Annotated in this window: 18 protein-coding genes and 3 tRNA genes; 11 read left to right on the plus strand and 10 right to left on the minus strand. The window is 44.4% G+C overall.

Features of this window, described 5'->3' with window-relative positions:
- The first annotated feature begins 99 nt into the window (after positions 1-99).
- Together AC1DXC_RS13850 and AC1DXC_RS13855 are read left to right on the plus strand one after the other, a co-directional pair.
- Positions 100-1,110 (plus strand): LacI family DNA-binding transcriptional regulator, encoded by a 1,011-nt coding sequence (locus AC1DXC_RS13850; protein ID WP_477459741.1) that lies wholly within the window; start codon positions 100-102, stop codon positions 1,108-1,110.
- A 169-nt stretch (positions 1,111-1,279) separates the two neighbouring features.
- Positions 1,280-2,086, plus strand: a complete 807-nt coding sequence (locus tag AC1DXC_RS13855) for a recombinase zinc ribbon domain-containing protein (protein ID WP_477459742.1) — start codon at positions 1,280-1,282, stop codon at positions 2,084-2,086.
- A 138-nt stretch (positions 2,087-2,224) separates the two neighbouring features.
- Here the strand turns inward: AC1DXC_RS13855 and AC1DXC_RS13860 are convergent.
- Positions 2,225-2,308 (minus strand) — tRNA-Leu (locus AC1DXC_RS13860).
- A gap of 146 nt (positions 2,309-2,454) precedes the next feature.
- A tRNA-Leu gene (locus AC1DXC_RS13865) sits at positions 2,455-2,538 on the minus strand.
- 169 nt (positions 2,539-2,707) lie between these two features.
- Between AC1DXC_RS13865 and AC1DXC_RS13870 the strand changes: the two genes are divergently transcribed.
- The 5 genes from AC1DXC_RS13870 to AC1DXC_RS13890 all read left to right on the plus strand — a co-directional run bounded on the left by AC1DXC_RS13870 (position 2,708) and on the right by AC1DXC_RS13890 (position 6,467).
- Complete coding sequence (locus AC1DXC_RS13870) at positions 2,708-3,145, plus strand: DUF2147 domain-containing protein (protein WP_477459743.1); 438 nt, start codon at positions 2,708-2,710, stop codon at positions 3,143-3,145.
- Positions 3,142-4,167, plus strand: coding sequence for a WD40/YVTN/BNR-like repeat-containing protein (locus AC1DXC_RS13875; protein ID WP_477459744.1), 1,026 nt, complete (start codon positions 3,142-3,144; stop codon positions 4,165-4,167). Before AC1DXC_RS13870 ends, AC1DXC_RS13875 begins: the two co-directional genes overlap by 4 nt.
- Positions 4,168-4,300: 133 nt before the next feature.
- Positions 4,301-4,373 (plus strand) — tRNA-Lys (locus AC1DXC_RS13880).
- A 326-nt stretch (positions 4,374-4,699) separates the two neighbouring features.
- Entirely contained in the window at positions 4,700-5,707 is a 1,008-nt protein-coding gene (locus AC1DXC_RS13885; protein WP_477459745.1) for a type IV toxin-antitoxin system AbiEi family antitoxin, read from the plus strand.
- Position 5,708: 1 nt separating this feature from the next.
- Entirely contained in the window at positions 5,709-6,467 is a 759-nt protein-coding gene (locus AC1DXC_RS13890; protein ID WP_477459746.1) for a nucleotidyl transferase AbiEii/AbiGii toxin family protein, read from the plus strand.
- Between the two features lie 46 nt (positions 6,468-6,513).
- Here the strand turns inward: AC1DXC_RS13890 and AC1DXC_RS13895 are convergent, their stop codons facing one another.
- Complete coding sequence (locus tag AC1DXC_RS13895) at positions 6,514-7,923, minus strand: alpha-L-fucosidase (RefSeq protein WP_477459747.1); 1,410 nt, start codon at positions 7,921-7,923, stop codon at positions 6,514-6,516.
- Positions 7,924-8,695: 772 nt separating this feature from the next.
- Here AC1DXC_RS13895 and AC1DXC_RS13900 point away from each other — a divergent pair.
- Positions 8,696-10,249 carry a rhamnogalacturonidase gene (locus AC1DXC_RS13900; protein ID WP_477459748.1) on the plus strand — a complete coding sequence of 518 codons (1,554 nt, stop codon included), beginning with the start codon at positions 8,696-8,698 and terminating at the stop codon, positions 10,247-10,249.
- Between the two features lie 175 nt (positions 10,250-10,424).
- On the opposite strand, the gene AC1DXC_RS13905 is transcribed toward AC1DXC_RS13900, so the two are convergent.
- The gene (locus AC1DXC_RS13905) at positions 10,425-10,877 is read right to left on the minus strand and encodes a GNAT family N-acetyltransferase (RefSeq protein WP_477459749.1); all 453 of its coding nucleotides are present in this window, start codon (positions 10,875-10,877) and stop codon (positions 10,425-10,427) included.
- A 411-nt stretch (positions 10,878-11,288) separates the two neighbouring features.
- Here AC1DXC_RS13905 and AC1DXC_RS13910 point away from each other — a divergent pair, with 411 nt between their 5' ends.
- Genes AC1DXC_RS13910 through AC1DXC_RS13920 form a run of 3 tightly spaced genes read left to right on the plus strand, consistent with a single transcriptional unit; the run spans position 11,289 to position 15,538 of the window.
- Positions 11,289-12,455, plus strand: coding sequence for an aldose epimerase family protein (locus AC1DXC_RS13910; RefSeq protein WP_477459750.1), 1,167 nt, complete (start codon positions 11,289-11,291; stop codon positions 12,453-12,455).
- Positions 12,456-12,496: 41 nt separating this feature from the next.
- Complete coding sequence (locus AC1DXC_RS13915) at positions 12,497-14,845, plus strand: beta-L-arabinofuranosidase domain-containing protein (protein WP_477459751.1); 2,349 nt, start codon at positions 12,497-12,499, stop codon at positions 14,843-14,845.
- Positions 14,846-14,905: 60 nt separating this feature from the next.
- Positions 14,906-15,538 carry a trimeric intracellular cation channel family protein gene (locus AC1DXC_RS13920; protein ID WP_477459752.1) on the plus strand — a complete coding sequence of 211 codons (633 nt, stop codon included), beginning with the start codon at positions 14,906-14,908 and terminating at the stop codon, positions 15,536-15,538.
- A 304-nt stretch (positions 15,539-15,842) separates the two neighbouring features.
- Here AC1DXC_RS13920 and AC1DXC_RS13925 read toward each other — a convergent pair whose 3' ends face one another.
- From AC1DXC_RS13925 to AC1DXC_RS13950, 6 genes are all read right to left on the minus strand, one after another.
- Positions 15,843-16,817, minus strand: coding sequence for a hypothetical protein (locus tag AC1DXC_RS13925; RefSeq protein ID WP_477459753.1), 975 nt, complete (start codon positions 16,815-16,817; stop codon positions 15,843-15,845).
- A gap of 751 nt (positions 16,818-17,568) precedes the next feature.
- Positions 17,569-18,096 carry a lipid-binding protein gene (locus AC1DXC_RS13930; RefSeq protein WP_477459754.1) on the minus strand — a complete coding sequence of 176 codons (528 nt, stop codon included), beginning with the start codon at positions 18,094-18,096 and terminating at the stop codon, positions 17,569-17,571.
- 10 nt (positions 18,097-18,106) lie between these two features.
- A complete protein-coding gene (locus AC1DXC_RS13935; RefSeq protein ID WP_477459755.1) occupies positions 18,107-18,769 on the minus strand; it encodes a DUF5011 domain-containing protein in 663 nt (220 codons plus the stop codon).
- Between the two features lie 17 nt (positions 18,770-18,786).
- The gene (locus AC1DXC_RS13940) at positions 18,787-20,256 is read right to left on the minus strand and encodes a SusD/RagB family nutrient-binding outer membrane lipoprotein (protein WP_477459756.1); all 1,470 of its coding nucleotides are present in this window, start codon (positions 20,254-20,256) and stop codon (positions 18,787-18,789) included.
- A 13-nt stretch (positions 20,257-20,269) separates the two neighbouring features.
- Positions 20,270-23,449: a SusC/RagA family TonB-linked outer membrane protein gene (locus AC1DXC_RS13945; protein ID WP_477459757.1), complete on the minus strand. Its 3,180-nt coding sequence runs from the start codon at positions 23,447-23,449 to the stop codon at positions 20,270-20,272.
- A gap of 177 nt (positions 23,450-23,626) precedes the next feature.
- Positions 23,627-24,490, minus strand: a complete 864-nt coding sequence (locus AC1DXC_RS13950; RefSeq protein WP_477459758.1) for a helix-turn-helix domain-containing protein — start codon at positions 24,488-24,490, stop codon at positions 23,627-23,629.
- Positions 24,491-24,499 lie beyond the last annotated feature (9 nt).

Below are 24,499 nucleotides of genomic sequence, written 5' to 3' on the forward strand. Positions count from 1 at the left end.
GGAAAAATTAAAACTTGGTTTTATCAAACCCGAAGTATTTATTTACGTAAACGTTTACGCAATAATCGTATATTACACACTAATAAAGTATTTTAAGAGATGGGAGAAATCAATATAAAAAAGCTTGCCTGCGAACTAAATTTATCAGCGGCAACTGTTTCAAGAGCTCTCCGCGATAGTCACGAGATAAGCAGTGAAACCAAGGCCAGGGTACTTGAAATGGCCAAAAAACTTAACTATGAACCTAATCCATTCGCCAGCAACCTGCGCGGGCAAAAAAGTAAAACAATTGCAGTTATAGTACCTGAAATTGCCAATAACTTTTTTTCACTTGCCATTAACGGTATTGAAGACGTGGCACGTGAGCGGGGCTATCATGTATTGATTTACCAAACACACGAGAGCAGCGAAATTGAAACTTCATTTCTAATGCGCCTTTTAAGCGGGCGCGTTGATGGCATTTTAATATCTCTTGCCTGCGAAACTGTTGATAAAGAACACCTGAGAAAGGTGAGCGATCAACTACCTGTGGTTTTTTTTGATAGGGTATATGATGATATTGAGGGAGTAAAAATCACCACCGACGATTATGAAAGTGCTTATAATTCCGTACAACACCTTGTTGAAAACGGGTGCAAAAAAATAGGGTATTTACAAGCCCTTAACACTTTATCAACCGGTAAAAAGCGGCTACAGGGATACCTTGATGCCTTAAAATACAATCATTTTCCGGACGATAAGAAATTAATTATGGAAAGTGGTTCAAACAGTGATGAAAACTACGCGCTTATCAAAAATCTTATCGCTGAACAAAAACCGGATGGTATATTATCCTCTATTGAGGATCTTGCCATGCCCTGTTACTATGCCTGCAGGGAACTGAAATTGAATATACCCAGTGATTTAAAGCTCATCAGTTTCTCAAACCTTGCTCACGCTGAACTGCTTAATCCATCGCTCACTACAATAACCCAGCCCGCCTTTGAAATAGGCGTGGAAGCTGCAGGCATTTTATTTAAAATATTTAATAAACGATGGTACGAGCCGAATGAAACTATTGTATTGAAATCTAACCTGATAAAAAGGGAATCCACAATGGCCATCTTTTAAAAGAGAGCCCAATATTTTTTATTTTGTAGGAATATGGACACAAAATGATGCTGGCCATATATTTGACCGCGCCGGAAATCGAGAACGACCGGCGGGCGCTGAACGTGTTCTGGTTGACGGTTTGCATGAGCCATTAATCAAACCCAATGTATTTTACGAGGTCCAGGATGTGCTGGAAGGGCGCAAAAGGAAATTAACAACAAAGGTGGTAACGCAGGACATGTTAGCTTTAAAGGGCTTCATATGCTGCCCAAGGTGCGGAAAGGTATCGACAGGTAGCGCCTCGAAAGGAGGGAATGCCCATTACCATTACTACCATTGCAATTCGGCTTGTGGATACAGAACGCGGGCAGAGGAGGCGAATACCATCTTTGAAAACCACCTGAACGATTATGCACTGAACGAAGATGCAGCCGTCTTGTTTAAAGCGGTTGTCCCGGACATTTATAAAAGCGAGCATCAAACTACATTCAGCAGCAAAAAGGAGTTTATAGCTCGTATAATAGCGTTAAACAACAAGGTAACAAAGGCGAAGGAACTGCTTTTGAATGATGACATTGATGCTGCTGATTTCAAAGCAGTAAAAATGGAAGCTGAGCGGGAGATTGCGGTGCTGGAAAGCAAGGTCAGCGATTTGGGAACTGATAGCTTGAGCTTAAGCAAGGTTGAGAAAACGCTCGATTCGGCATTGCTGAAGCTTGCTTCAATTAGCGCAATATACAATAAATCAGATAGTTATGCAAAAATGAAATTAATTGGTTCGATATACCCCGAAAAATTCACATTTGAAGATTTGAAAGTTCGAACCGGGAAAATCGGCGCAGTATTTCAGTTTATCTACCTCGGTAAACAGCGAGTTAAGAAGGCAAAAAAAAGGATAAACGATATGTTTTCTCGTTTGTCCCAAGGGGTGAACCCGCTGGGATTCGAACCCAGGACCCCAACTAATGCTGCGCAGAAGCTAACTTCTACTTAGGGAAATCCTGAAAATAAACTTGGTGTTTAGCCGATACAGCTATTTTTGAAGTGCCCATAACGAGATTCGAACCTGTCTGCCGCCAGGCAGGCTCGTACATCCTTACGAATGTCACCCCCTTCAAGATGGTTTTAAGTGTGCCCAGAACGAGATTCGAACTCGTACATCCTTACGAATGCCACCCCCTCAAGATGGTGCGTCTACCAATTTCGCCACCTGGGCATTGTAAAAAAGATTTGAGATGTTAGATATGAGATGTGAGACAACGCATAATACTAAAATCAACCTTTTCCTTAAACCTAAAAAGATGTGAGAGCTGAGGAAAATCTCATATCTCACATCTCAATACTCATATCTAAAAATGGATGTGCCCGAAGAGAGACTCGAACTCTCAAGAGACAATTCTCAACGGCTTCTGAGACCGCAACGTTTACCAATTTCGCCATCCGGGCATTATAGAACGATTTTCCCTTTAATATTTGCTGGCTTGCGGCCATACAGCTATTGCGGGCTGCAAATATAATGCTTTAGCGCATCCAAATAAAAATAAATGCAAAATAAGCTGCGTTTTGCATTTACGCCTGTAAAAGCTACCTTCGGCATAACCAATTATAAAATTCGATGAACAGGAAAACTTGTGTAGCGTTGCTGCTTATGCTTGCATGCGCGTTTACGGCATCCGCCCAAAAGGCCGATGCCATCTTAGGCAAATGGATAAACCCCAGCGGCGAGGGGCAGGTGCTTATTTATAAAAAAGGCGATAAGTACTACGGCAAGCTGGCTTGGATGAAAGAACCCAACGATACCAACGGCAACCCAAAACTCGATGCGCTGAACCCCGATAAGGCCCTCCAAGCTCGCCCTAAGCTGGGTATTGAGCTGTTGAAGGATTTTACTTTCGATGGCGACGACGTGTATGAAGACGGCACCATCTACGACCCCAAATCGGGCAAAACCTACAGCTGTAAAATGACGCTGAATGGCGATATTCTCAAAATTCGTGGCTATATTGGCATATCCTTATTTGGAAGAAGCGAAAACTGGGCACGTGTAAAATGAAACTGAAAACCATTATCTGTGCCGCATTACCGGCATTGCTGTTCATCGGCACAACTGTAAAAGCACAAAACATCAAATTAGTGCAGCAAGAACGTCGCACCAGCATTCGAGGATTATCTGTGGTAAGTGATAGCGTAGCCTGGGTAAGCGGCAGCGGCGGCCATATAGGCATCAGTGGCGATGGAGGCAAAACATGGGCATGGCAGCAGTTAAAAGGTTACGAGAAAAGCGATTTCAGGGATATCGAGGCATTTAACGCCAAGGAGGCTATTATCATGAGTTCGGGCACGCCTGCGCTTATCCTCAAGACTACCGACGGCGGCGCTACCTGGCAGGAGAAATATCGCAACGCCGACAGCCTGTATTTTTTAGATGCCATGGCCTTTGCCGATAAAAAACACGGTTTCGTATTGGGCGACCCGATAAAGGGCCAATTTTTGATGCTGGAAACTAAAAACGGCGGCCAAACCTGGGCCGCAATGTATAATGCACCGCCCGCTGTACCCGGCGAGGCGGCATTTGCAGCAAGTGGTACCTGCTTGCGAGCGGATGATGGCTTGCTTACCATTGTTACCGGCGGTGCCAAAAGCCGCATAGTGCAAACACCGATAAGGGACGACTTCCCACTTTGGTTGTCCAGGCCGTTGCCACTAACCAACGGAGACCAAAGTCGTGGCGCATTTTCTGTGGCAAATGGTAAAAGCCAGGTGATAATTGTGGGTGGCAATTACGCTAAGGATACCCGTGCAGATTCGGTTGCCTACATTATGCCCAACGGCAAAGCACACTTTGACTACACGTTCCCGGTGGCCGGCCCCCTGGGCTTCCAATCGTCGGTTGAGTATATTAAAGGCGATATTTTCCTGTCTACCGGTACTCCGGGGAGTTGCATAACAACCGATGGCGGCAAGACATGGATTAAAATTGACGACAAAAGTTACAACGTTTGCCGTAAGGCAAAGAAAGGAACCCTGGTGTTATTTGCGGGCGACAGAGGTAAAATAGGAATTTACACCCCTTAATAACTGATAATGAAAGCCTTATTTTTTACTTGAAAATAATTTTAAAATACACTTGCAGGCAATATAAAATCGGCGTATATTTGCACCACTTTAAACGGAAGCGCTGGCAGCAGCGAAACAAGTTGAAAAGGATGATTCCGTAGCTCAGCTGGTAGAGCATAACACTTTTAATGTTGGGGTCCTGGGTTCGAATCCCAGCGGGATCACAAAGACCACCCAACAGGTCGACGTTTATAGCTAAAAGGCGCATGAAAATGCGCCTTTTCTGTTTAAAATGGTTTTTTTAGCCATACCTAAAAAAGATAACAGATCATTTCAACTTATGGTGCTGTGTTTTGATTTCAAATGATAAAAATGCTTTTTGATCTAACCCGAAAGAGTGCTGGTTCTATACGGTTATTTTAAGATCGCTGTATTTAAAATAACCAATGTTCATGTAACATGAACATTGGTTATTTCTGAACAAATATTTGCATTTAAACATAATGTTCATTATTTTTGATTGTTCATGTTTATTGAACGCCATTGAAAAATGAACATAAAAGAAAGAAATTTACTTTATCGAGCCACGGACAAGCTACAAGAACTAACTGGCGCCACAATGCGCGATCTGAGCGTAAGGGCTAAAGATAATTATGCTGAGCGTGACAGCACCATTGCCCTGACCTTCGGCGGAATCACCGTGGAATTTTATGTAGAGATCAAAAGCGAAGTGCGTGGCAACACCATACCTGTGGTACAGACCCCAAACTTTTACAGAAGACGGGATACCCTGCTGATCTGCGGGTATATCACCAAACCCATGAAAGATGAGCTGCGACACCGTCAGATTAATTACCTGGAATTGGCCGGAAATTGTTATATCCAGACCGAGGGCATCTATATTTATATCAACGACCAGCAAGTCACCGAAACCCGCACCGCACCGCAGGGCAAACTCTGGAAAACAGCCGGTATTAAATTCGTGTTTGCCCTGCTCAACGACCCCAAACTTCTAAGACAGCCTTACCGTACAATCGCTGACCGGGCAGATATTGCGCTGGGCAATGTCGGTGCGCTGATGGACGAAATGGGTCGTGAAGGCTATTTAAAAGAAGGGCTAAATAAAACCGTATTCATTGAGCGCCGGGAAGAATTGTTTGGCCGTTGGGCCGAAGCTTATCGCAATATCCTCCGCCCGAAGATCACCGCGGGCACTTATCGATTTGTGGATAAAAGCCTTACCGATCACTGGAAAGAACTGCAACCCAAAACATTTCACTGGGGCGGGGAAAATGCCGGAGCACTGCTGACCGGCTACCTGAGGCCGGAAAAGTTCACCATATACGCAATAAACTTCCGACAGGAAGTTATGAAGGAACTAAAATTGTTACCCGATCCGGAGGGGCCGGTGGAAATTCTGCATCAGTTCTGGAAAGACATCCAGGAAGAAACGCAAGTTACTGTCCCGCCTTTGCTGGCTTATGCCGACCTGGCCACCAGCCTCGACAGCAGGAACCGCGAAACCGCTGAAAGATTAAAAAAACAATACTTAGATTAACATGCTGCCCCAACCATTATTAAACATGCTGGCTGGCATAGAAAAGGTATTTGGTGAATTGGACATCGACTTTTATCTGGTAGGTGCCGTTGCCCGTGATATCCAATTTTCACTAAAAGAAGAAAATATACGCGCACGGGCGACGGAAGACGTTGACATTGCTGTAATGGTGAGCGACCAAGCGCAGTACACGGCCATAAAAAAAGCATTGATCGCTTCCGGTGACTTTACTGCCCAAGAAACCGAAGCTATTAAACTATATTATCAGAATGCTATTGAAATTGACCTACTACCCTTTGGCGATATCGAAAACGAACAGCGTGAGATCAAATTGACCGACCCCATGTTTATCCTGAATATGCCAGGCTTCAGCGAGGTGTTTCCCTATGCCGAAGCTGTACAGCTCAGCGAAGAACTGAATATACGGGTCTGCACTTTGGAAGGCATAATTCTTCTCAAACTGATCGCCAATAACGACAGGCCAGGCCGCACCAAGGACATTACGGATATCGAGCACATTATCGCCAATTACTTTGATATCTCAGACGCGGATATTTATAGCGACCATTTCGAGGTCATGGACTATTATGACACAAAGGACCGTGAATATATTCCATTAGTCTGCGCCCGGGTCATCGGCCGAAAGATCGGGCATATCCTGCAGGAATCACCTGAATTACATGAACGGATAGCCCGAATACTAACAGGCCGCCCGACTACTTTATGGAACGCCATCCTTGATGGACTGAATGATAATTGAATTACTACTCAAGCTCAATTTATATGAAATTTTGCCGCTAGTATAATTACTTCAATTGCACTTTAAATACGTAAACAGGTACTTCATCGGGCAACACAGGTGGCACACTACAGTTTAATCCGTTTTTATTTTGGTTCCATTTAACCGCAGTTTTTGCCCCAAGCAAGGTTACTTTGGCCACAGTAAACTTATCAGCACTAATACTTTTGATATTTATAACCGGTTGCTTCCAGCTACGTGCAAAAACGTAGATCACTTTCCCTTTTGCCGCAAAATAAATGTCGGGCAGTATTGCTTTAGAAGTGGCATCATTATCAACATCTATTTTTATTGCGCTTGAACTAAGTGTAACCTCAGATACCTGTTCTCCGGCAACCATCCATGGCTTTGTGCCGTAAATTGCTTCACTGTTTATATTCATCCACTTCCCAACAGCCTTTAATCTTTCAATTGCCTGTGGAGGAAAAGTTCCATCACCCTTGGGGCCAATATTCAATAAAAGGTTCCCACCCTTACAAACAACCTCAACCAGTTGCCTCACAATAAGCTCGGGGCTTTTCCATTCCGTATCATGCTTATTATAACCCCAACCCTTACTCATGGTAATGCAAGACTCCCATGGTTGATTATCTGTTTTATCTGTGATCTGCTGCTCGGATACTTTAAAATCACCCCACCCGTTACCCACACGGTTGTTTACTATACAATTTGGCTGTAACGATTTGACCATTGCATACAACTCTTCACTTTGAGGCTTGCTTATCCGTTCGGGTGTATCAAACCAAATAACACTAACAGGGCCATACTCAGAAAGTAATTGCTTTACCTGAGGTTTTACTTTTCTTTCAAAGTATTTCGAAAAATCTTTTGCATCTTCATTTGGATAATCAACCACATTACTTCTGCCTCCCTTTGTTGGCCAATCGGTAGCTACATCCGGATCCTCCCAATCTCTTCCCAAAGAATAATAAAAACCTAACTTCATCCCGTATGCTTTACAAGAATCAGCAAGCTCTTTAAGAGGATCTCGTTTAAAAGGGGTTTGTTTTACAATATTATAATCGTTTGTATGGGAGTTAAACATGGCAAAGCCATCGTGATGTTTGGATGTAATAATTATGTATTTCATTCCGGCCTGCTTAGCTGCTTTTACCCATTTACCGGCATTAAATGAGGTTGGGTTAAAGTCTTTAGCCAAACTGCCATATTCTTTCAGCGAAAGTTTTTCATAGATCATAAAATGCTCATTGCCTTTATAAGGCTTGTCTTTCCAATCGCCTGCTGCCTGGGAGTATAAACCCCAGTGCAAAAAAAGCCCAAACTTTGCATCGCGCCATTGTTGCATTTGGGCATCTGTAGTAGCAATAGGTGTTTGGGCATTGCCAATAGAGCAAAATGCAATTAAACAAATTGTAATGCCAATTAAAACTTTAAACCTTAAATGTTTTCTTTTCATTTTTTATTTAATACTGAATTATATTTAACCTGATCGTTTTATATTTTCCTTTTATTCCGCTTATACAGCTTCCGCAGGTAAATTGAATACTAATAGAATTATAAATGTCTCACTGATGATTACGGGAAATAGAAGAAAAGAAGGGGGAGAAAATATTGGGTTTCACAGGAATCTGTTTTTAATTGTAAATATAACACTTTCTCGGCTGAGAAAAAAGCGCCTGCAGACGCGGCAGATCCTAAAGCACAGGAATGGGAAAACCTGGTGTGGAAATTTCAAGAGCCATTGCCTGGGCTAAAGAAGGTGAAAAATGGATAACAATGGACAAGATATTTCAGCTATCATATGAAGATCTTAACCTGAGTATAACCTCGGCAACTGGAATATGGTACAGCTAAACTAATTAATATAAAGCGGGAAAATGCAGACACACTCGTCCTTATGCGGCAATAACAATGGTTGTGCAAACCAATTTTAAAACCTTGATGCAAGGTTATGGAAAAAACAATACATTCGGGTTTTTATACTGGTTTAAAGCTCCTAATCGCATTTTTTTGCTATTGCCACATTGTGGAACGCGTTAAAAAGTATTATCCGGACGCTTTGTATATTGCTACCATGCATAACGTGCGCCCAATTCCGGTAAATGAAATTTTAAACGCACAAATAAGGATGTTTTCAAGCAAAATCCCGGATATCAACCTTAAAGCTGGCCCTGTTAGATTATCAATATCAAGGTTGCTTAGATGACACCATTAATTAACACTACACTATGATTATAAAGACCAAATTTCCTAAAGTTGTAAAACGTATATTTATTCTCATTGCGTTGATCAACTGTTCATTTTGCGTTTACGCAGCAGATAATGTCTACAATGTTAAAAATTACGGCGCCAAAGGCGATGGAAAATCGATGGACGCACCTGGCATTAATAAAGCCATTGAAGAAGCTGCTGCCAACGGAGGTGGGACGGTATTAGTACCGGCAGGCAATTATCTGTGCGGTTCAATTCGCCTTAAAAGCAATATTAATTTATTAATAGACCAGGGTGCTACAATTATTGCAGCAACTATTGCCGAAGGAGGTATTTACGACGAACCCGAACTACCTGAAAACGATAAATATCAGGATTTTGGGCATAGCCATTGGCATAATAGTTTAATATGGGGTGAGGATCTGGAAAATGTGTCGATAACCGGTACCGGCAGAATTCATGGCAAAGGCCTTGTTCGATACAACGAAAAGGGCGATAAAAGGGGAAATAAGTCTATCGCATTAAAACGCTGCAAAAATGTTTTACTGCGCGATTTTACAATTTATGAAGGCGGTTGGTTTGGCATACTGGCAACTGGCGTTGACAACTTTACCCTTGATAACCTTAAAATCGACACCAACCGCGATGGAATTGACATAGATTGCTGCCACTATGTTACGGTTTCCAACTGCAGGGTTAACTCACCAAATGATGATGGCATTTGTTTAAAAAGCGGCTTTGCGCTAAATCAACTTCGCACAACGGAAAATGTTACTATCACTAATTGCATTGTAAGCGGCTACAACATGGGCTCCGTGTTAGACGGTACTTATAAAAGGACGCCGCAATCAGATAATTTTGATCGTGGACCTTTTGGCCGGATCAAGTTTGGAACAGAATCTAATGGCGGTTTTAAGAATATTACTATTTCAAACTGCGTATTTGACTACTGCCGCGGTTTAGCAATAGAAACAACTGATGGGGCCTCAATTGAGGATATAACAGTAAATAATATTACCATGAGGGATATTGTTAACTCTCCCATCTATTTGCGGATCGGAGGCAGAATGCGAGCTCCTGAAGGCACCCTCCCTGGTCAGTTGAAACGAGTTAATATTGGAAACATAGTAGCCTACAACGTCGACCCAAGGCAAGCTTCAATTATTAGTGGAATTCCATCAGCTTACATTGATGATGTTAGTCTGCATGATATCCGTATATACACTACAGGCGGCGGAACGCTGGCGCAGTCTAAGAGAGATATGCCAGAAGTTATCAAAGACTATCCTGAACCTGAACGACATGGCATAACGCCTTCTTATGGTTTTTATGTGAGACATGTAAAAAACATTAACATGCACAACATTAAAGTAGTGTCTTTAACAGCCGACCACCGCCCTGTATTTTTCTTTGATGATGTAATTGGAGTGCAAGCTAGCAATCTTGGTATAGCAAAGCCGACAGGAGAACCCCGGATAACGTTTAAAAATGTTGAGAACATCAGTTTGAACACGGTTACCGAATTAAAGAACACTACAATTACGAAATCTGCAACTACAGAGTTAAAGTAATAATAAAGTTATGAATAGGCCATGTTACCAACGTTACGTGGCCTATTTGTTGGTAAGCACAAGTAATCTATAAGGAAATGTTTTGCCCCCGGTTACGTATATAGGCGATAAAAGTTGATCGAATATATATAGTAATTCCCGTGCCTTTGGTGGCGTTGTCACCAACGAAGAGATTTTAATCAGGCTTCCTTACCATCTCAATGTGTTCTATCCCGTCTTCATCGTAGGTTTCGCCATCGGTAACAAAACCCAGCGAACGGTAAAACGGCAGCGCGTAGGTTTGCGCGCCAATGCGGATATCCTGCGGGCCAAAAAGGTCTTTACAGCCTTGTATGGCAAGCTCCATCACCTTGCGGCCCAGCCCGCTGCCCCTAAAAGCCGGCGAAGTTATTACCCGCCCGATGGCCGGTTCGGGATACGATAAACCGGCAGGCACCAACCGGCTATACGCCGCCAATTTATCATCGGCATACAACAACAGGTGATGGCATTGCTGGTCCTTATCGTCCTGGTCTAAAAACACGCAATTTTGTTCTACCACAAATACCTCGCTGCGAAGGCGAAGTAGTTGGTATAGCTCATCTACGGTGAGTTGCCGGAAGGGGAGGAGTTTATGGGTGAGGTGCATGAGGGTGGCTTATTTTGGCGAAATTAATTTGATAAATTGATTTTGAAGGCGGCAGATGGAGATATTTTATCAGCGCATTCCAATTTTACGACTTCTCCCCAAATTTTCTGTAAAATTAAATTGGAAAAACATGTCCCATGGACGGAAATTCGATGAGCGAATAAGTGGTATCTGTACACTTATTCATACCGGCTTGCCTGAGGTGTTTTATTGCCCTTAATTGAATTCTCTGACAGGGTTAAGCCACGCAACATAATGGTAACAAAAATTATATTAAGTGTTTATATTACAATTAAAATAAATTTTTCATATTTGGGACTAATTAACCAAAGTTAAGGCGCCCTATGCGCCTTGCCAATTATAAACAATTGCGTACGCTCCAATAACGCTGCGCATGCTACAATAACCTATATGATGAATTTAAGGAATTCCGCACTCATTTTAGCCGGGCTTGCAACATGCATAGCCGTTAGCTGTACCGGTCCGCAATCTGCCGATAAATCGGCCAAAGATACAACTACGGCAACGCTCAATATCGACACCGCAAGTTTCGATACCACCATCAACAGCAAAAGCGTAAAACTGTACAAATTGATCAACAAAAATGGCGCAAGCGTAAGCATCACTAATTACGGTGGCCGCGTTGTTAGTTTATTGGTGCCCGATAAAAGCGGCAAACTTACCGATGTGGTATTAGGCTATCAGAACTTAAAAGACTATCAAAAAAAAGGTGAGCCATACTTTGGCGCCATCATCGGCAGGTATGGCAACCGTATTGCTAATGGCAAGTTCACGGTTGCTGGCAAAGCTTACCAGGCCGATTTGAATGATGGCGTGAACACGCTGCATGGCGGTAGTAAAGGCTTCTTCGGGCAGGTATTCACGGCTTCTCAAAACGGTCAAACGCTTACTCTGGAGTACACCTCGGCCGATGGTGAAGGCGGTTACCCGGGCACAGTATCTGTAACCGTAGCGTACACCCTTACCGATGATAACGCCCTCGAAATTGCTTACACCGCAAAAACAGATAAAGAAACGATACTGAACCTGACCAACCACGCCTATTTTAACTTAAACGGCGCGGGCGACAGCACCATACTGGATAACGTACTGCAGATAAATGCCGATGCGTTTACGCCGGTGAATAAAACCCTTATCCCAACAGGGGAGCTGAAACCCGTTAAAGGCACGCCCTTCGATTTCCTTACTGCAAAAACTATCGGCAAGGATATTAACGTAACCGACGAGCAATTGGCCAACGGCAAAGGTTACGACCACAACTTCGTGCTCAATAAAGGCAATGCAACCACGCCCGTTGCAACGGTATCCAGCACAAAAACCGGCATTGCCATGGAGGTTTACACAACCGAACCCGGCCTGCAGTTTTACAGCGGTAACTTCTTAACCGGCGAAACGCATGATGGCAAAGGCGGTGCAGCATATCCTCACCGTTCAGCATTTTGCCTGGAAACCCAGCATTTCCCCGATTCGCCTAATCAGCCCACTTTCCCAAGCACGCTGTTAAAACCGGGCCAAACGTATCAAACAAAAACTACTTACAAATTCCTGGTAAAATAGGCTTATAGCGGCGTATAGACGTGCTACAATAGATGAGAGATATGAAACGGTTTTGCTTATTCTTCTTGCTTATCCCCGCCCTGCTGAAGGCGCAAACCGGCACTACACTGCAGGAGTTCCCTTTGCAGGATGTGAAACTTTTGCCGGGCATTTTCAAAGAACAGGAGCTGACCGACCTTAACTACGTTCTGAAATTGAACCCCGACAAACTCCTGGCGCCCTTCAGGCGTGAGGCGGGCCTGCCCAAAAAGTCGGAAAGTTATGGCAACTGGGAAAGCTCCGGGTTGGATGGGCATATCGCCGGGCATTATCTCTCTGCATTGGCCATGCTATACGCCAATACCAACGATAAGCGGATATTAGAGCGTTTAAATTATACCATTGCCGAATTGAAGCTTTGCCAGGATAAAAACGGCGATGGTTACCTTGGCGGCGTGCCCGGCAGCCACCAGCTGTGGATAGATGTGCGCAAAGGGAATTTCGACACCTTTAACAAAAAATGGGTGCCTTTCTACAATATCCACAAGATGTTTGCGGGCCTGCGCGATGCTTATTTGTACAACGGCAACCAAACCGCCAAGGCAATGCTTATTAAATTTGCCGATTGGTTTACGGGCATCTCATCAGTTTTAACGCCGGAGCAAATGCAGCGATTGCTTCAGAACGAACATGGCGGCGTTAACGAAGTGCTTGCCGATGTTTATAGCATTACCGGCGATAAGAAATACCTTGATGCGGCGTACGCCTTTTCGCAGCAGGCAATTTTGCAACCGCTTGAAGATGGTAAGGATAAGCTGGATAACCTGCACGCCAACACGCAAATACCAAAAATTATCGGTTTTAAACGCATTGCCGACTTAGGCAAAGATACCAGCTATAACAACGCCGCGAAATTCTTTTGGCAAACGGTGGTGAACCACCGCTCGGTTGCCACAGGCGGCAACAGCGTGCGCGAGCATTTTAACCCCTCGGCAGATTTCTCTACCATGATATCCAGCGTGGAGGGCCCCGAAACCTGCAATACCTACAACATGCTTAAACTTACCGAGCAGTTGTATTTATCAGACCCTAAGGGCCTTTATATGGATTACTACGAACGGGCCCTGTACAACCATATCCTCACCACGCAACGGCCGGGGCAGGGGGGCTTTGTATATTTTACGCCCATGCGACCGGGGCATTACCGTGTTTATTCTCAGCCCGAAACCAGCATGTGGTGCTGCGTAGGCTCGGGTATGGAGAACCACGCCAAATATGAGAAGATGATATACAGCCACTCGGCCAATGCGCTGTTCGTGAACCTCTTTATCCCTTCTCAGTTGAAATGGAAAGAGAAAGGCCTGACCTTAACGCAGGCAACCGCTTTCCCCGAAAACAACACCACCCGACTAAAAATAGATAACCTTGTAAAAGGCAATTTCACGCTGAATATCAGGTACCCGGCCTGGGTAAAACCGGGTGGTTTAAGCATCACCGTGAATGGCGTTAAGCAATTGGTTAAGCCAACGGCTTCATCGTACGTAGCGCTAAACAGGAAATGGCGCAAGGGCGATGTGGTAGCGGTAACATTGCCTATGCAAACAACCACGGAAAGGCTTCCGGACGGTTCTAATTACGAGGCCGTGTTGCGCGGGCCCATTGTGTTGGCAGCCGTTATCGATTCAACAAATCAACAGGGACTTAATGCAGATGATAGCCGCATGGGGCATTCGGCGCGGGGCGAGCTATACAAAATAACGGATATGCCGGCTTTTGTGAGCGATGCCAACAACGATGCTTCAATGATACATAGCGATAATAGCGCGCCCTTAACGTTTGCCGCTCAGGATTTGATTTATCCCGCCAGGTACAAAAATTTAAAACTGGTGCCCTTTTATAAAATACACAACGCCCGCTATGTAGTGTACTGGCGCAAAGAATCTGCAAATGGTTTCGCCGCTTTGCAGCAAAAAATGGCCGCTGAGGATATTAAAGTAGCAAACCTGATGGCCAAAACGATCGACGTGGTTAGCCCCGGCGAGCAGCAGCCCGAATCTGATCATTTCATGGAGAGTGAACGTACTTTTAGCGGTGTAACTTTTAACCGCCACTGGCGTGCTGCGGGCGGATGGTTCAGCTATTTGCTTACCGATAAAAATCACGAAGCCAAAAAACTGAGCATCACCTATTACGGCAACGAATGGAACCACCGGTTCGCTATTTTTATCAACGACCGCGAAGTGGCAAAGGTCGACCTGAAGAACGGCAAGCCGGATGAGTTCTTTACAGAAGAATATGCCTTGCCCGCTGATATAAAATATACCGATAACCAATCCTTCAGGGTAAAGGTCGTAGCCGAAAACGGCGCGGTTGCAGGCCCGGTTTACGAAGTTAGGTTGTTGAAAGAGTAGGGGCAAACCTACGTAGCTGTTTCGGAGCGGGTCATTAGCGGGCGAAACCAAATCGCGCAAATGTTTACCTTTGCGGCTCTTATGGTTTCGCTGGCAAATTTTTCTTACATCATTGAAGTACTGGGAACGGTGGCGTTCGCCATGTCGGGCGTGTACGCTGCATTGGCAAAAAAGCTGGATATATTCGGCGTGCTGGTGATAGCCTTCGTAACGGCCCTTGGCGGCGGTACGGTAAGAGATGTTCTCATCGGCGCCACGCCGGTAGCCTGGCTCAAAGACACCCACACACTGCTCATTATTTTGGCCACGGTGGCCGTTGCGCTGCTGTTCAGGAAATGGATGGGCAATTTCCAGCGTACCTTAATGGTGCTGGATGCCTTGGGCCTGGGCCTGTTTACGGTTATCGGCATTCATAAGGGCCTTACGTTGGGCTTTAGCCCGGGCGTGTGCATTGCCCTTGGCACCATAACGGGCTGTTTCGGCGGCGTGGTGCGGGATATCATGCTGAATCATATTCCCGCACTTTTTCATGTAAAGGAGCTTTATGCAACAACCTGCATTGCCGGCGGCATAGTGTATTTTGCGCTGAGAGGATGGCTAGGCGAAGAACCCGCCCAAGGGATTGCCGTGGCGACGATTAGTACGCTGCGGATTATCTCCTATCTTAGGAAATGGTATCTGCCGCCCTTGTAAAAGCCAGGGGGGCTGTATTATCAGCTTTTTATCGGCTTTGTTGGTAGTTGTAGCTAACCCCACCGCTAGCGTACTCGCGCCAGCACTGGGTAATATTTCTATTGCAAGAGAATGAGTTCAACTTTTACTTAAAGATCGAACTTTACTGGAACTTATATACTCAAGCCGCCTTTTAATTTATCTCGTTCCATCCATTGCAATAATATTAAAAGAAACATTTCCTCTGGTGCCGTCACCTGGTATCGTTTTTATATTTAGTATATTAACCATGTTGTTATTTTATCAATCAAATTTAAAAAAATATTTATATCTTTTTTATAATGGCAATGTAACCTTGTTGAGGATAAATTAAGCCGTTATATTTTAGATGAATATACTTGTTATTTCGTTTAATTGTTTCAAATTTTTGCAATGTGCCTATTTTTATTATATCTAAGCTAACACCATCCAAATGGAAATAAATGTCAATACCGTGATGTATGTGTTGCAATAAATTGTAAAGAATATTATCGTATTTAAGGGAATACGTTTTTTTAATGGTAAAATTCACTTTATATAATAATTTGCCGGTAATATTTTTTACTTTTAAGCTGTTCAAAAGGCACCATTTTCCATCAATCATCCTTCTGACATTTCTATCTCCTGTTGGAATAATATCCTCTCCATCAATCGTGAAATTAACTATTTCGAAACTTTCGTGGCTACTGTTTTGTCCCTCACATGCGATATCATTTATTAATGAGTAACCTAACATCTGTTTCGCATCCCAAGTATTAATAGTGAAAGTTGTTGTGTTCACAACTTCAACAATTTGCAAGGCTTTGTTGACTATGGAAATAGAGATATCTTCGGTAGCTCCATCATAATATTTTGGAACGTCGATTGGTAAATACGTCTCTTTTACATCTTTAGTAATTTGATTATTTATAGCAGGAAACCTATTCTTAAACAAGAGCAGGGTAATCTTCTCCCAATGTTTGTCAAGATCTTTTCTATTATCTAAATAAGCTTCTCCCATTACAATATCCACCATTACTCCTCGAAATATTCCCATGTATTCGAATGAGTTTAGCAAAACTGATGAAATACCGCTAATCAGAATAGCTTTACTAATACCAGAGAGCCATGTTAACCAATTTTTATTAAAAGTGATGGACATTGTCTCCTTCTTTGAAAAAAAGGTGTAAAACTCGGTAAATGTAAAAAGCAATAAGCCGACAATCAAAAGCATCCATGGTATGCTTGATTTAAACCATTTAATAAATTTCTCGCGGTTCATAATTATGATAAGTTTCCTAAACATAACACAATATCGGCTTATGTACAAAGCTGGTAATCAAAATGTTCAAAAATAGAGGCTTGTAATACTTACAGCGATGCCATGTAAGGATTGTTTTTAAATAGCTAGTGCCATCTTGGTTGTACTATATATGGATTGTTATAATTGTAATTCCGAATTTGATGGTTTCAGATTTGCCGACAAAAGCTATGGCTTGAAGACTACAGAAGGATTACGAGATATTGTTATTGCTCGCTATACACCCATTTGAATTCAGTATAGAAAGTTGGATTAGAGCAGCGAAGGGATCTATCGGCTTTATGTACCCTGAAATCTATGCTTTGACTGGACACAATATTGAACAACTATTTGAACCAGTAATTATCATTTATAGTGCTTGGTTTTAGTGCGTAAAAAATAAGAGAAAAAAAATGTGTTTTAACAACCTCCCCCTCATGTCCTCAGACTGGGCTTGAACCTTTTTATGCCATCGTTGTTCTTCTACCCCACAAAACCTGATCACATCCCACCCGCAACACAATTCTACCGCCAAAGTTAAAAGGCCACTCACCTCGCGTGAATGGCCTTTTTCAATTCAATTAACTGATCTTATAATTCGACAAACGATTATAACTAAGTAACAAACCTAGCAGTAATATATCAGCCTTAATGTGCCATATTCACCAAAACTACTTGTACGAAAAATGCCGGCTTTGTTATGGCCGGCATTTTTATTTTATGGGGTTTGCAGTTAGTAATGGTCGTCTGCATCAAAACGGGTGCGCGCGTAGCCACCTATTTTGTGTACGGTGCCTGGTACCGGGTCGTCATCAAACTGTATCTCCATGTAAATAGAGTCGGTTTTGGTTTTCGTGCCCGGGGCAGTTGCCGCCTTTGGCAAAATCTTACCGTTCAGGATGGTGAATTTACTGTCGTAATCCTGGTTGGCAATGTTGCTGCCCGAGAATGTACGGCTGTTCACATCCACGGCTACCTTACCCTTTATTTGCCAGAAGGGCTTGCCCGTGGCCGAAGTATAACCATCATCAACCCACATACTATCGGCTTTATTGGAAGCGGTATTGTAGGTAGATATGGTGTAGTAGCTATCGTCGAACGTGCCGGTAGGGTCGGCACCGCCATCTAATTTTACCCAAAATTCGCCGGACAGGTTTTGAACCGCCGTGCCGCCTATTTTTTCATCCTTTTGACAGGAGTTTAAGGTTACCACGCCAAGCGTGGCAGCCAGCAGGCAAAATATCGTATTTCTCTTTTTCATTTCAATTGCATTAAATTTTATTAAACGTTCTTACCGAAGCACCATAACCAGGATTCACGATGACCATTTTATAGCTGCTAAGCGTACCGCCTGCACCGGCAACAGTAGATTCTGAAGCAGAACTGGTAGAACTGCCGTCGCTTGCGTTTTGTTGCGGAATAAATATGGTGCTGCCGGTCGGGTTAAAAACAATCACGGTCAGATCGGTACCCGGCGCGCCGCCCGGGTTAAATACCGAGTAAACGCCTGGTGCCAGTTTGGTCCACACGGCTACCGAGCCGTTGGTGTTACGGGCGTAATTGCCCGAGTAGTCGTTAGCCTGTGCACTTGCATCTGTTGAATAAACAATTACGTGCCTGCTTGCTGTTGCGGAAAAACCATCGGAATTTGTAGCCGTATAGGTTACGGTATAAACACCAGCGGTATTTACATCTACGGTGGTTGCGGTTACCGGTACATCGGCATCGCCTGCTTTGGCAGTTGCACCCGGATCGGTAAAAGTACCGCCTTTAATAACCAGCATATAATCGTCTCCGGCGAGGGTGATGGTTGGATACGTAGTGATCTTGGAGCCGCCAACGTAGCCCTCCTTGTAATTAAATGATTCTTTTTGACAAGAGAAGAGTAAAACCCCTGCCAGCATCATCACCATATAACTTAAATATTTTTTCATGATCTTGATAGTTAATGTTAATTGTTTGGTAATCCCCACCATACGGGTGTGGTAATGGGCACTTCGGCAGGGGTGTTTGCGTTCCTGCTTCTTTCAGAATCCGGGTAAACCAGGCGTTTTGGGAACCTGCCACCCGTTACACCGTTTTTAGAATAAACCCATTGCCCGGCAACGTAAGCGGCATCCAAAGAATAAACGGGGCTGTGTTCCGGGTAGCCGGTACGCTCCTGGTCAAAAAATCCTTCGATGGTATGCGAGTTTGGATACGATGCCCATTTTTGATAGATAATAGCGCGTAAGTTGGCCTGCAGCGTACCGTTGGGGTAGGTGTAGGCAGTGCCGGTTGGAGCGGTTAAACCATACTGGTCAAAAGCTGCTTTTACGCCCGTGTTGAACAGCGATGCTGCGCTTCCGCCTACATTATAGCGTGCAGCTGCTTCCGCCTGTAAAAAGTACGATTCTGCAGTGGTAAGGAAGTAAACAGGATCTGTTGCTGCAAACTTAGGCGCGGTAGCACTGTAGTAACCCGGTTGGGCAGATTGCGGTGCATTGTAATAGCCCTGGTCGATAGCGGTTGGTGAAGCTGTGCCGAAATAATTGGTAATACGCGGATCATCATTTGCGGTTAACCAGCTGGTGAAGGTTTTGCTGGCACGCAGATCGTTAGCACCCAGGTTAAACACGGTATAAGCGTAAATAGGGTTACGTTGATCTGTTGCATCGGTAAAAACATTTACGCCGGCATCGGTATCCAAAAAGTCGGCCTGTGCTGCGTATAAAGCCCTTACGCCTGCTTCAGCATCCTGCGGATGGGTGTTAACCATACGCAAATACATTTTCAGTTTAAGCGTGTTGGCAAATTTGCGCCAGTTAGCCATATTGCCGCCAAATAGAAAGTCGGCTTTGGCATCGTTAGCAATCAGGGTAACGTTGTATTTAGTAGCCAGTGCTGCATCTATTTCGGCCAGTAAGCCTTTATAAATGGTAAAGCCATCGTCGAATTTGGGTTGCAGATTTGCTGCTCCCTGGAAGGCTTCGGTATAAGGCACCTGGTCGTACAAGTCTACCAGAACTTCGTAGGTGTAGGCTTTCATCACCGTTGCCATCAGGTAAAAAGGAAACTGACCGGCATCTTTAGCTTTGCTGATAGCAAGCTGATAATCGGGCAGTGCGCCGCTGAATAAACCATTGTAGGTGCCGTTAAAATCCTGGCGCTGCAGGTTATACGAATCGATGGTTTTAAATTGGTTGGCAGCTGGCGACTGTGTCCAATACTGCGACCATATACCGCCGATAATATCCAGTTCGCCGCCAATATTGCCTGCTGTTGATAAAACTGCCGAAGGGAACAATACCTGTGGGGTGGCTTTATCTATAGATGGGTTATTAGGGCTAACATTGATATCATTGATCTTACTACAGCCGAAGGTAAGCGAGGCGGCAGTAATGGCGACTAATGTTTTTAATTTGATATGATTGATCTTCATGATGATGCTTTATTTAAAATGTAACCTTAAGTGAAGCGCCATAGTACCTTAATGGTGGCGCGGTCCTGAATTCACCGTATTCACTGGCAAGGTCGGTGCCGTAGTTAGACACTTCCGGATCTACTACGTGGTTACCGGCAGGCAACCAGGTAAACAGGTTACGGCCATATATACCTATCGATGCTTTTGATGCGCCTATTTTAGATGCTACTGTTTTAGGCAGCATGTAGTTTAACGTAACCTCCCTTAGTTTAACAAAACTCCTGTCGAGGATGTCTCTTGACCAGGCCTGCGCTTTGTTAGAGGTGGTGTAGTAATAGTCATCGGTATTGGCCTCTGTTATTGGCGTGGTGTTTTCTACATAGGTAACTTTTCCGCTGCCATCAGTAACTGCCTGTACCGAGTTCGGTACGATGAATGGGTTACGGTCGTTGTAGGTAGTTTTCGGATCTGCACCAACAAAGTTTAGCAGATCGGCCGTGCCCGAATAGAATTTGCCGCCTTTATCCCATTCAAATGTAAAGCCTAATAAAAAGTTCTTTACGCGGATGCTGTTGCTCAGGCCCATTACAAAATCGTGCTGGAAATTGCCGTAGGTGCCGTTTTCGGCAGCTGCAATAGGGTAGCCCTGGCCATCTACCACAATGTGCCCCTGCGGATCGTATTGCGGAACCGGTGCCTGTAATAAACCCAAAGGCTGGCCTTTAACCGCAACGAATTGGCCGCCGTAACCATCTGAGTTTAGGATAACTTTATCCAAACCATCTGGCAGGCTAGTTACAATGCTGCGGTTTTTAGAAAAGGTGTAAGAAAGATCCCAGCTTACGGCCGTTGTTTTTACCGGGGTTGCGTTAAATGCAATTTCGATACCGCGGTTGCGAACCGAACCAAAATTCACCAATTCGGAGGTGTAGCCGGTACCCGGTGCAATGGGTACGGCAAGGATCTGGTCCTGGCGGGTACGCTGGTACACGGTTACATCTAAACCAAGGCGGTCGTTCAGGAACCTGAATTCGCCACCCAGTTCAAACTCCTTAACACGCTCGGGGCGTAAATTTGGGTTGAGCAGCGTATTGCTGATAGAGAAGCCCGGTACGCCCTGGAAAGGGAACGCCAGGTTACCAAAGCCTAAACCTACGTTGGTAGCCGTTAAAATGTTGTTGATGTTGTAAGGATCGGTGTCGCTACCGGTTTCGCCATAGCTACCCCTTAATTTAATGTAGCTTACAGCCGAGTTCTTGATATCAAGTGCCTGGGACAGGATATAAGAAATGTTTGCTGCCGGGTAAAAGTAACTGTTGTTACCCGTAGCCAGTGTAGATGTAATATCGTTACGGCCGGTTAAGGTTAAGTACAGGTAATCGCTGTAACCCACGGTACCCTGCGCGTAAAAACCCACTAAACGGCGGTGGCTTTCGGCCTCTGCGCTGGTGGGCTTATTTACACTGTTAGAGAGCTGGTAGAAGCCCGGGATAGCCAAACCTTCAATAGAAGTACTTAAGGTACGCGCGCCACGGTCGTTGTAGTTGGCACCTATAAGTCCGTTAAAATCAAATTTTGAGTTGAATCTCTTTACGAAGATACCCTGTAATTTAGTGTCGTATTCATACGTCTGGAAGTTGTCTTCCTCTACGCTGCCCACATCAGGTTTTCTCGATTGCCCCTCGGTGTTTGCGCCGCCTACCCAGCTGCCCGGCGTAGGTGTATTGGTATTATACCAAATACGTGCCGATGAATTATTTACATCAGCGCTTTGCTGTAACTGTAAAGTAAACCATGGCGTAAACTTGTAATTTAAATTCACGTTGCCGTACACGCGGTCGCTTTTAGATTTGCTTCCGTTCTCGTTTAAGTTGTAGTACGGGTTTTCTGCATACGGGGTGTAATAGTTATCTACGTTGAAATACTTGTTCTTGTAATCGCGCAGATCTTTAATGGGGATATCGCCCGGAATCTGTAAAACGTTTTCGTAAAAAGTTGTACCTACACCGGTAGGGCCCTGGCCTGTGGCCACAAAGTTGCCGTTTTTAGCAACATAGTTTAACGATGCATCTGCCGAGAAGTTTTTGTAAGTAGTTGTTCCCCTTAACGAGAAGTTGTTCCTTTTATACATATCTGCATCGCCCGGCAAAATGCCATTGCTGAAGATGTTATTGTAAGAAATAAGGTAGGTAGAAGCATCCGTACCGCCGCTAACGGTTAGGTTGTTGTTCAGCTCTATACCGGTATCAAAAGAATTCCTTACGTTGCCATCAATAAAAGAAAAAGGCTTTAACAGTTGCGTATTATCAACAATAGCTCCCCATGGGCGTAGCTGCCCATCGTACTTAGGCCCCCAGTTGCCGTTTTCGCCCAATACAAAATGAGCATCCCAGCCCTGGCCAAAAGTTTCCTGCGGCTTGTAAACAAAAGCCACATCGGTAAGGGTGGTACCGGTAGAAAAGTCTATCACCGGCTTGCCCGATTTTCCTTTTTTAGTAGTGATGATAACCACGCCGTTAGATCCGCGCGAACCGTAGATAGCACTCGCTGCCGATCCTTTCAGGAAGCTGATGTTATCGATGAGGTTAGGGTCGATATCGTTTGCGCCGTTACCAAAGTCGAAGTTATCGCTCGAGCCGCTGCGTGCATTGCTCAAAGGCACACCATCAATAATATATAATGGTTGGTTGTTGCCGCCGATAGAAGTGTAGCCGCGCAGGATAACCTTGGTAGAGCCGCCCGAACTACCGGAAACATTGGAAATGTTGACACCGGCAATTTTAGCCTGTAAACCGCCTAAAGGGTTTATAGCTGCCGAGCGGTTAATTTCGTCGCTCTTTACGGTTGTTTGTGCGTAACCCAGCGTTTTTTTAGCCTTGTTGATACCTAAACCGGTTACTACCACTTCGCCCAACTGTTTGCTGTTTAAAGTAAGTACCACGTTAATAACGTTGTCCTTTACCACAACGGATTGGGTATCGTAACCTAAAAAAGAGAATAGAAGGACGTCGCCATCCGCGGCTTTAATGGTGTACTTACCATCAACACCGGTTTGGGTGCCGGTGGTTGTTCCTTTAACCGAAACAGACACAGCCGGTATGGTTGTGCCGTCCTCCCTGGCGGTGACCGTACCGGTAACGGTGCGGCTTTGTGCAAATATTTGTGTTGTATAAAACAATAAACACAAACATCCGAGTAGAAGTTTTTTCATCTAATTAATGTTTTATGATAAATGTGAAAGCCGGTGCCAGTTGTTGGCATCAACCATGAATTGGCAATTATAGAGTTTGCCAAATGCCGGCAATGTGCCGAAATCACCATTTGCACCGTACCGCAAGGCGCGGAACGGTAACAATGCTGTTATGGAGAAATTGCGCTTGTTTGGATATCAGGCAGATTGCCGGTACGCCATTGGCGTAGTATTCATCTTCTTTTTAAACAGGCGGATAAACGAACTCGGGTTTTCAAATCCAACGGTATTTACGATCTCATTAACCGGGCATTCGGTTTGTTTAAGCATCAGCCGCGCTTTTTGAAGCCTTATATCGGTAAGGTATTGGTGAGGGGTTTGGCCAAATGCCTGCTTAAAAGTTCGTAGCAAATGATTAACCGATAAGCAGGAATTATCGGCAAGTTGTTCTAAATGGATGGTTCGGTCAAAGTTACTATACAGGTATTCGCGGGCCAGGTTAAGGCGACGGATCATTTCTATACGGGTGCTGCGGTTCAGAATGTGCAGTTGCTCCGCCTTTTGATAGATCTGCTGGTTGTACAAACTGTGGTAGGTAATTAAGCAATGGTGTAAATATTCGTTAATCAGCAGCTCATTGTCCAGCCCTTCGTCCAGGTGGTGTTTCAAATGCAAAACCGTGAGCTTCAGATCGCCATTAAAGGGATAAAGTGTTTCACCTAATTCGGGCAGCGTGCCGTTGTTTTGCTGCACATCCAGCAACTGCCTGGAATTTAGCCGTACGCTTCTGTTAAAATCAGCAACAAATTTTTCGTCGAAACTGATAGCGAACGACCTCGCCGGTATTTCAGACCCGGAGCAGCTTGCGTATTGCGTTCCTTTATTCAGCACCAGCATCGAATCGCTGTCTAACAGCAGGCTGCGGTGGCCAATGCTGCATTTTTCGTTACCGGTAAATACACAGCGCATGGTAAGGTCGGCTGCTAATTGCTTGTCGGTACCAATGTAAAATGTTTTGTGCGCTATCTTGTTGTTGTTTCTAAGCACCTTTAAGTAATCCATATCCACCGT

The organism is Mucilaginibacter sp. P2_D11 (genome assembly GCF_056404435.1).

Excerpts from the sequence above, each read along its gene's own strand:
- AC1DXC_RS13930 (WP_477459754.1), bottom strand. The coding sequence starts at position 18,096 with ATGAAAAAGAGAAATACGATATTTTGCCTGCTGGCTGCCACGCTTGGC.
- AC1DXC_RS13925 (WP_477459753.1), bottom strand. The coding sequence starts at position 16,817 with ATGAACCGCGAGAAATTTATTAAATGGTTTAAATCAAGCATACCATGG.
- AC1DXC_RS13920 (WP_477459752.1), top strand. The coding sequence starts at position 14,906 with ATGTTTACCTTTGCGGCTCTTATGGTTTCGCTGGCAAATTTTTCTTAC.
- AC1DXC_RS13870 (WP_477459743.1), top strand. The coding sequence starts at position 2,708 with ATGAACAGGAAAACTTGTGTAGCGTTGCTGCTTATGCTTGCATGCGCG.
- AC1DXC_RS13905 (WP_477459749.1), bottom strand. The coding sequence starts at position 10,877 with ATGCACCTCACCCATAAACTCCTCCCCTTCCGGCAACTCACCGTAGAT.
- AC1DXC_RS13850 (WP_477459741.1), top strand. The coding sequence starts at position 100 with ATGGGAGAAATCAATATAAAAAAGCTTGCCTGCGAACTAAATTTATCA.
- AC1DXC_RS13940 (WP_477459756.1), bottom strand. The coding sequence starts at position 20,256 with ATGAAGATCAATCATATCAAATTAAAAACATTAGTCGCCATTACTGCC.
- AC1DXC_RS13895 (WP_477459747.1), bottom strand. The coding sequence starts at position 7,923 with ATGAAAAGAAAACATTTAAGGTTTAAAGTTTTAATTGGCATTACAATT.
- AC1DXC_RS13935 (WP_477459755.1), bottom strand. The coding sequence starts at position 18,769 with ATGAAAAAATATTTAAGTTATATGGTGATGATGCTGGCAGGGGTTTTA.
- AC1DXC_RS13915 (WP_477459751.1), top strand. The coding sequence starts at position 12,497 with ATGAAACGGTTTTGCTTATTCTTCTTGCTTATCCCCGCCCTGCTGAAG.
- AC1DXC_RS13890 (WP_477459746.1), top strand. The coding sequence starts at position 5,709 with ATGCTGCCCCAACCATTATTAAACATGCTGGCTGGCATAGAAAAGGTA.
- AC1DXC_RS13910 (WP_477459750.1), top strand. The coding sequence starts at position 11,289 with ATGATGAATTTAAGGAATTCCGCACTCATTTTAGCCGGGCTTGCAACA.
- AC1DXC_RS13945 (WP_477459757.1), bottom strand. The coding sequence starts at position 23,449 with ATGAAAAAACTTCTACTCGGATGTTTGTGTTTATTGTTTTATACAACA.
- AC1DXC_RS13950 (WP_477459758.1), bottom strand. The coding sequence starts at position 24,490 with ATGGATTACTTAAAGGTGCTTAGAAACAACAACAAGATAGCGCACAAA.
- AC1DXC_RS13875 (WP_477459744.1), top strand. The coding sequence starts at position 3,142 with ATGAAACTGAAAACCATTATCTGTGCCGCATTACCGGCATTGCTGTTC.
- AC1DXC_RS13885 (WP_477459745.1), top strand. The coding sequence starts at position 4,700 with ATGAACATAAAAGAAAGAAATTTACTTTATCGAGCCACGGACAAGCTA.
- AC1DXC_RS13900 (WP_477459748.1), top strand. The coding sequence starts at position 8,696 with ATGATTATAAAGACCAAATTTCCTAAAGTTGTAAAACGTATATTTATT.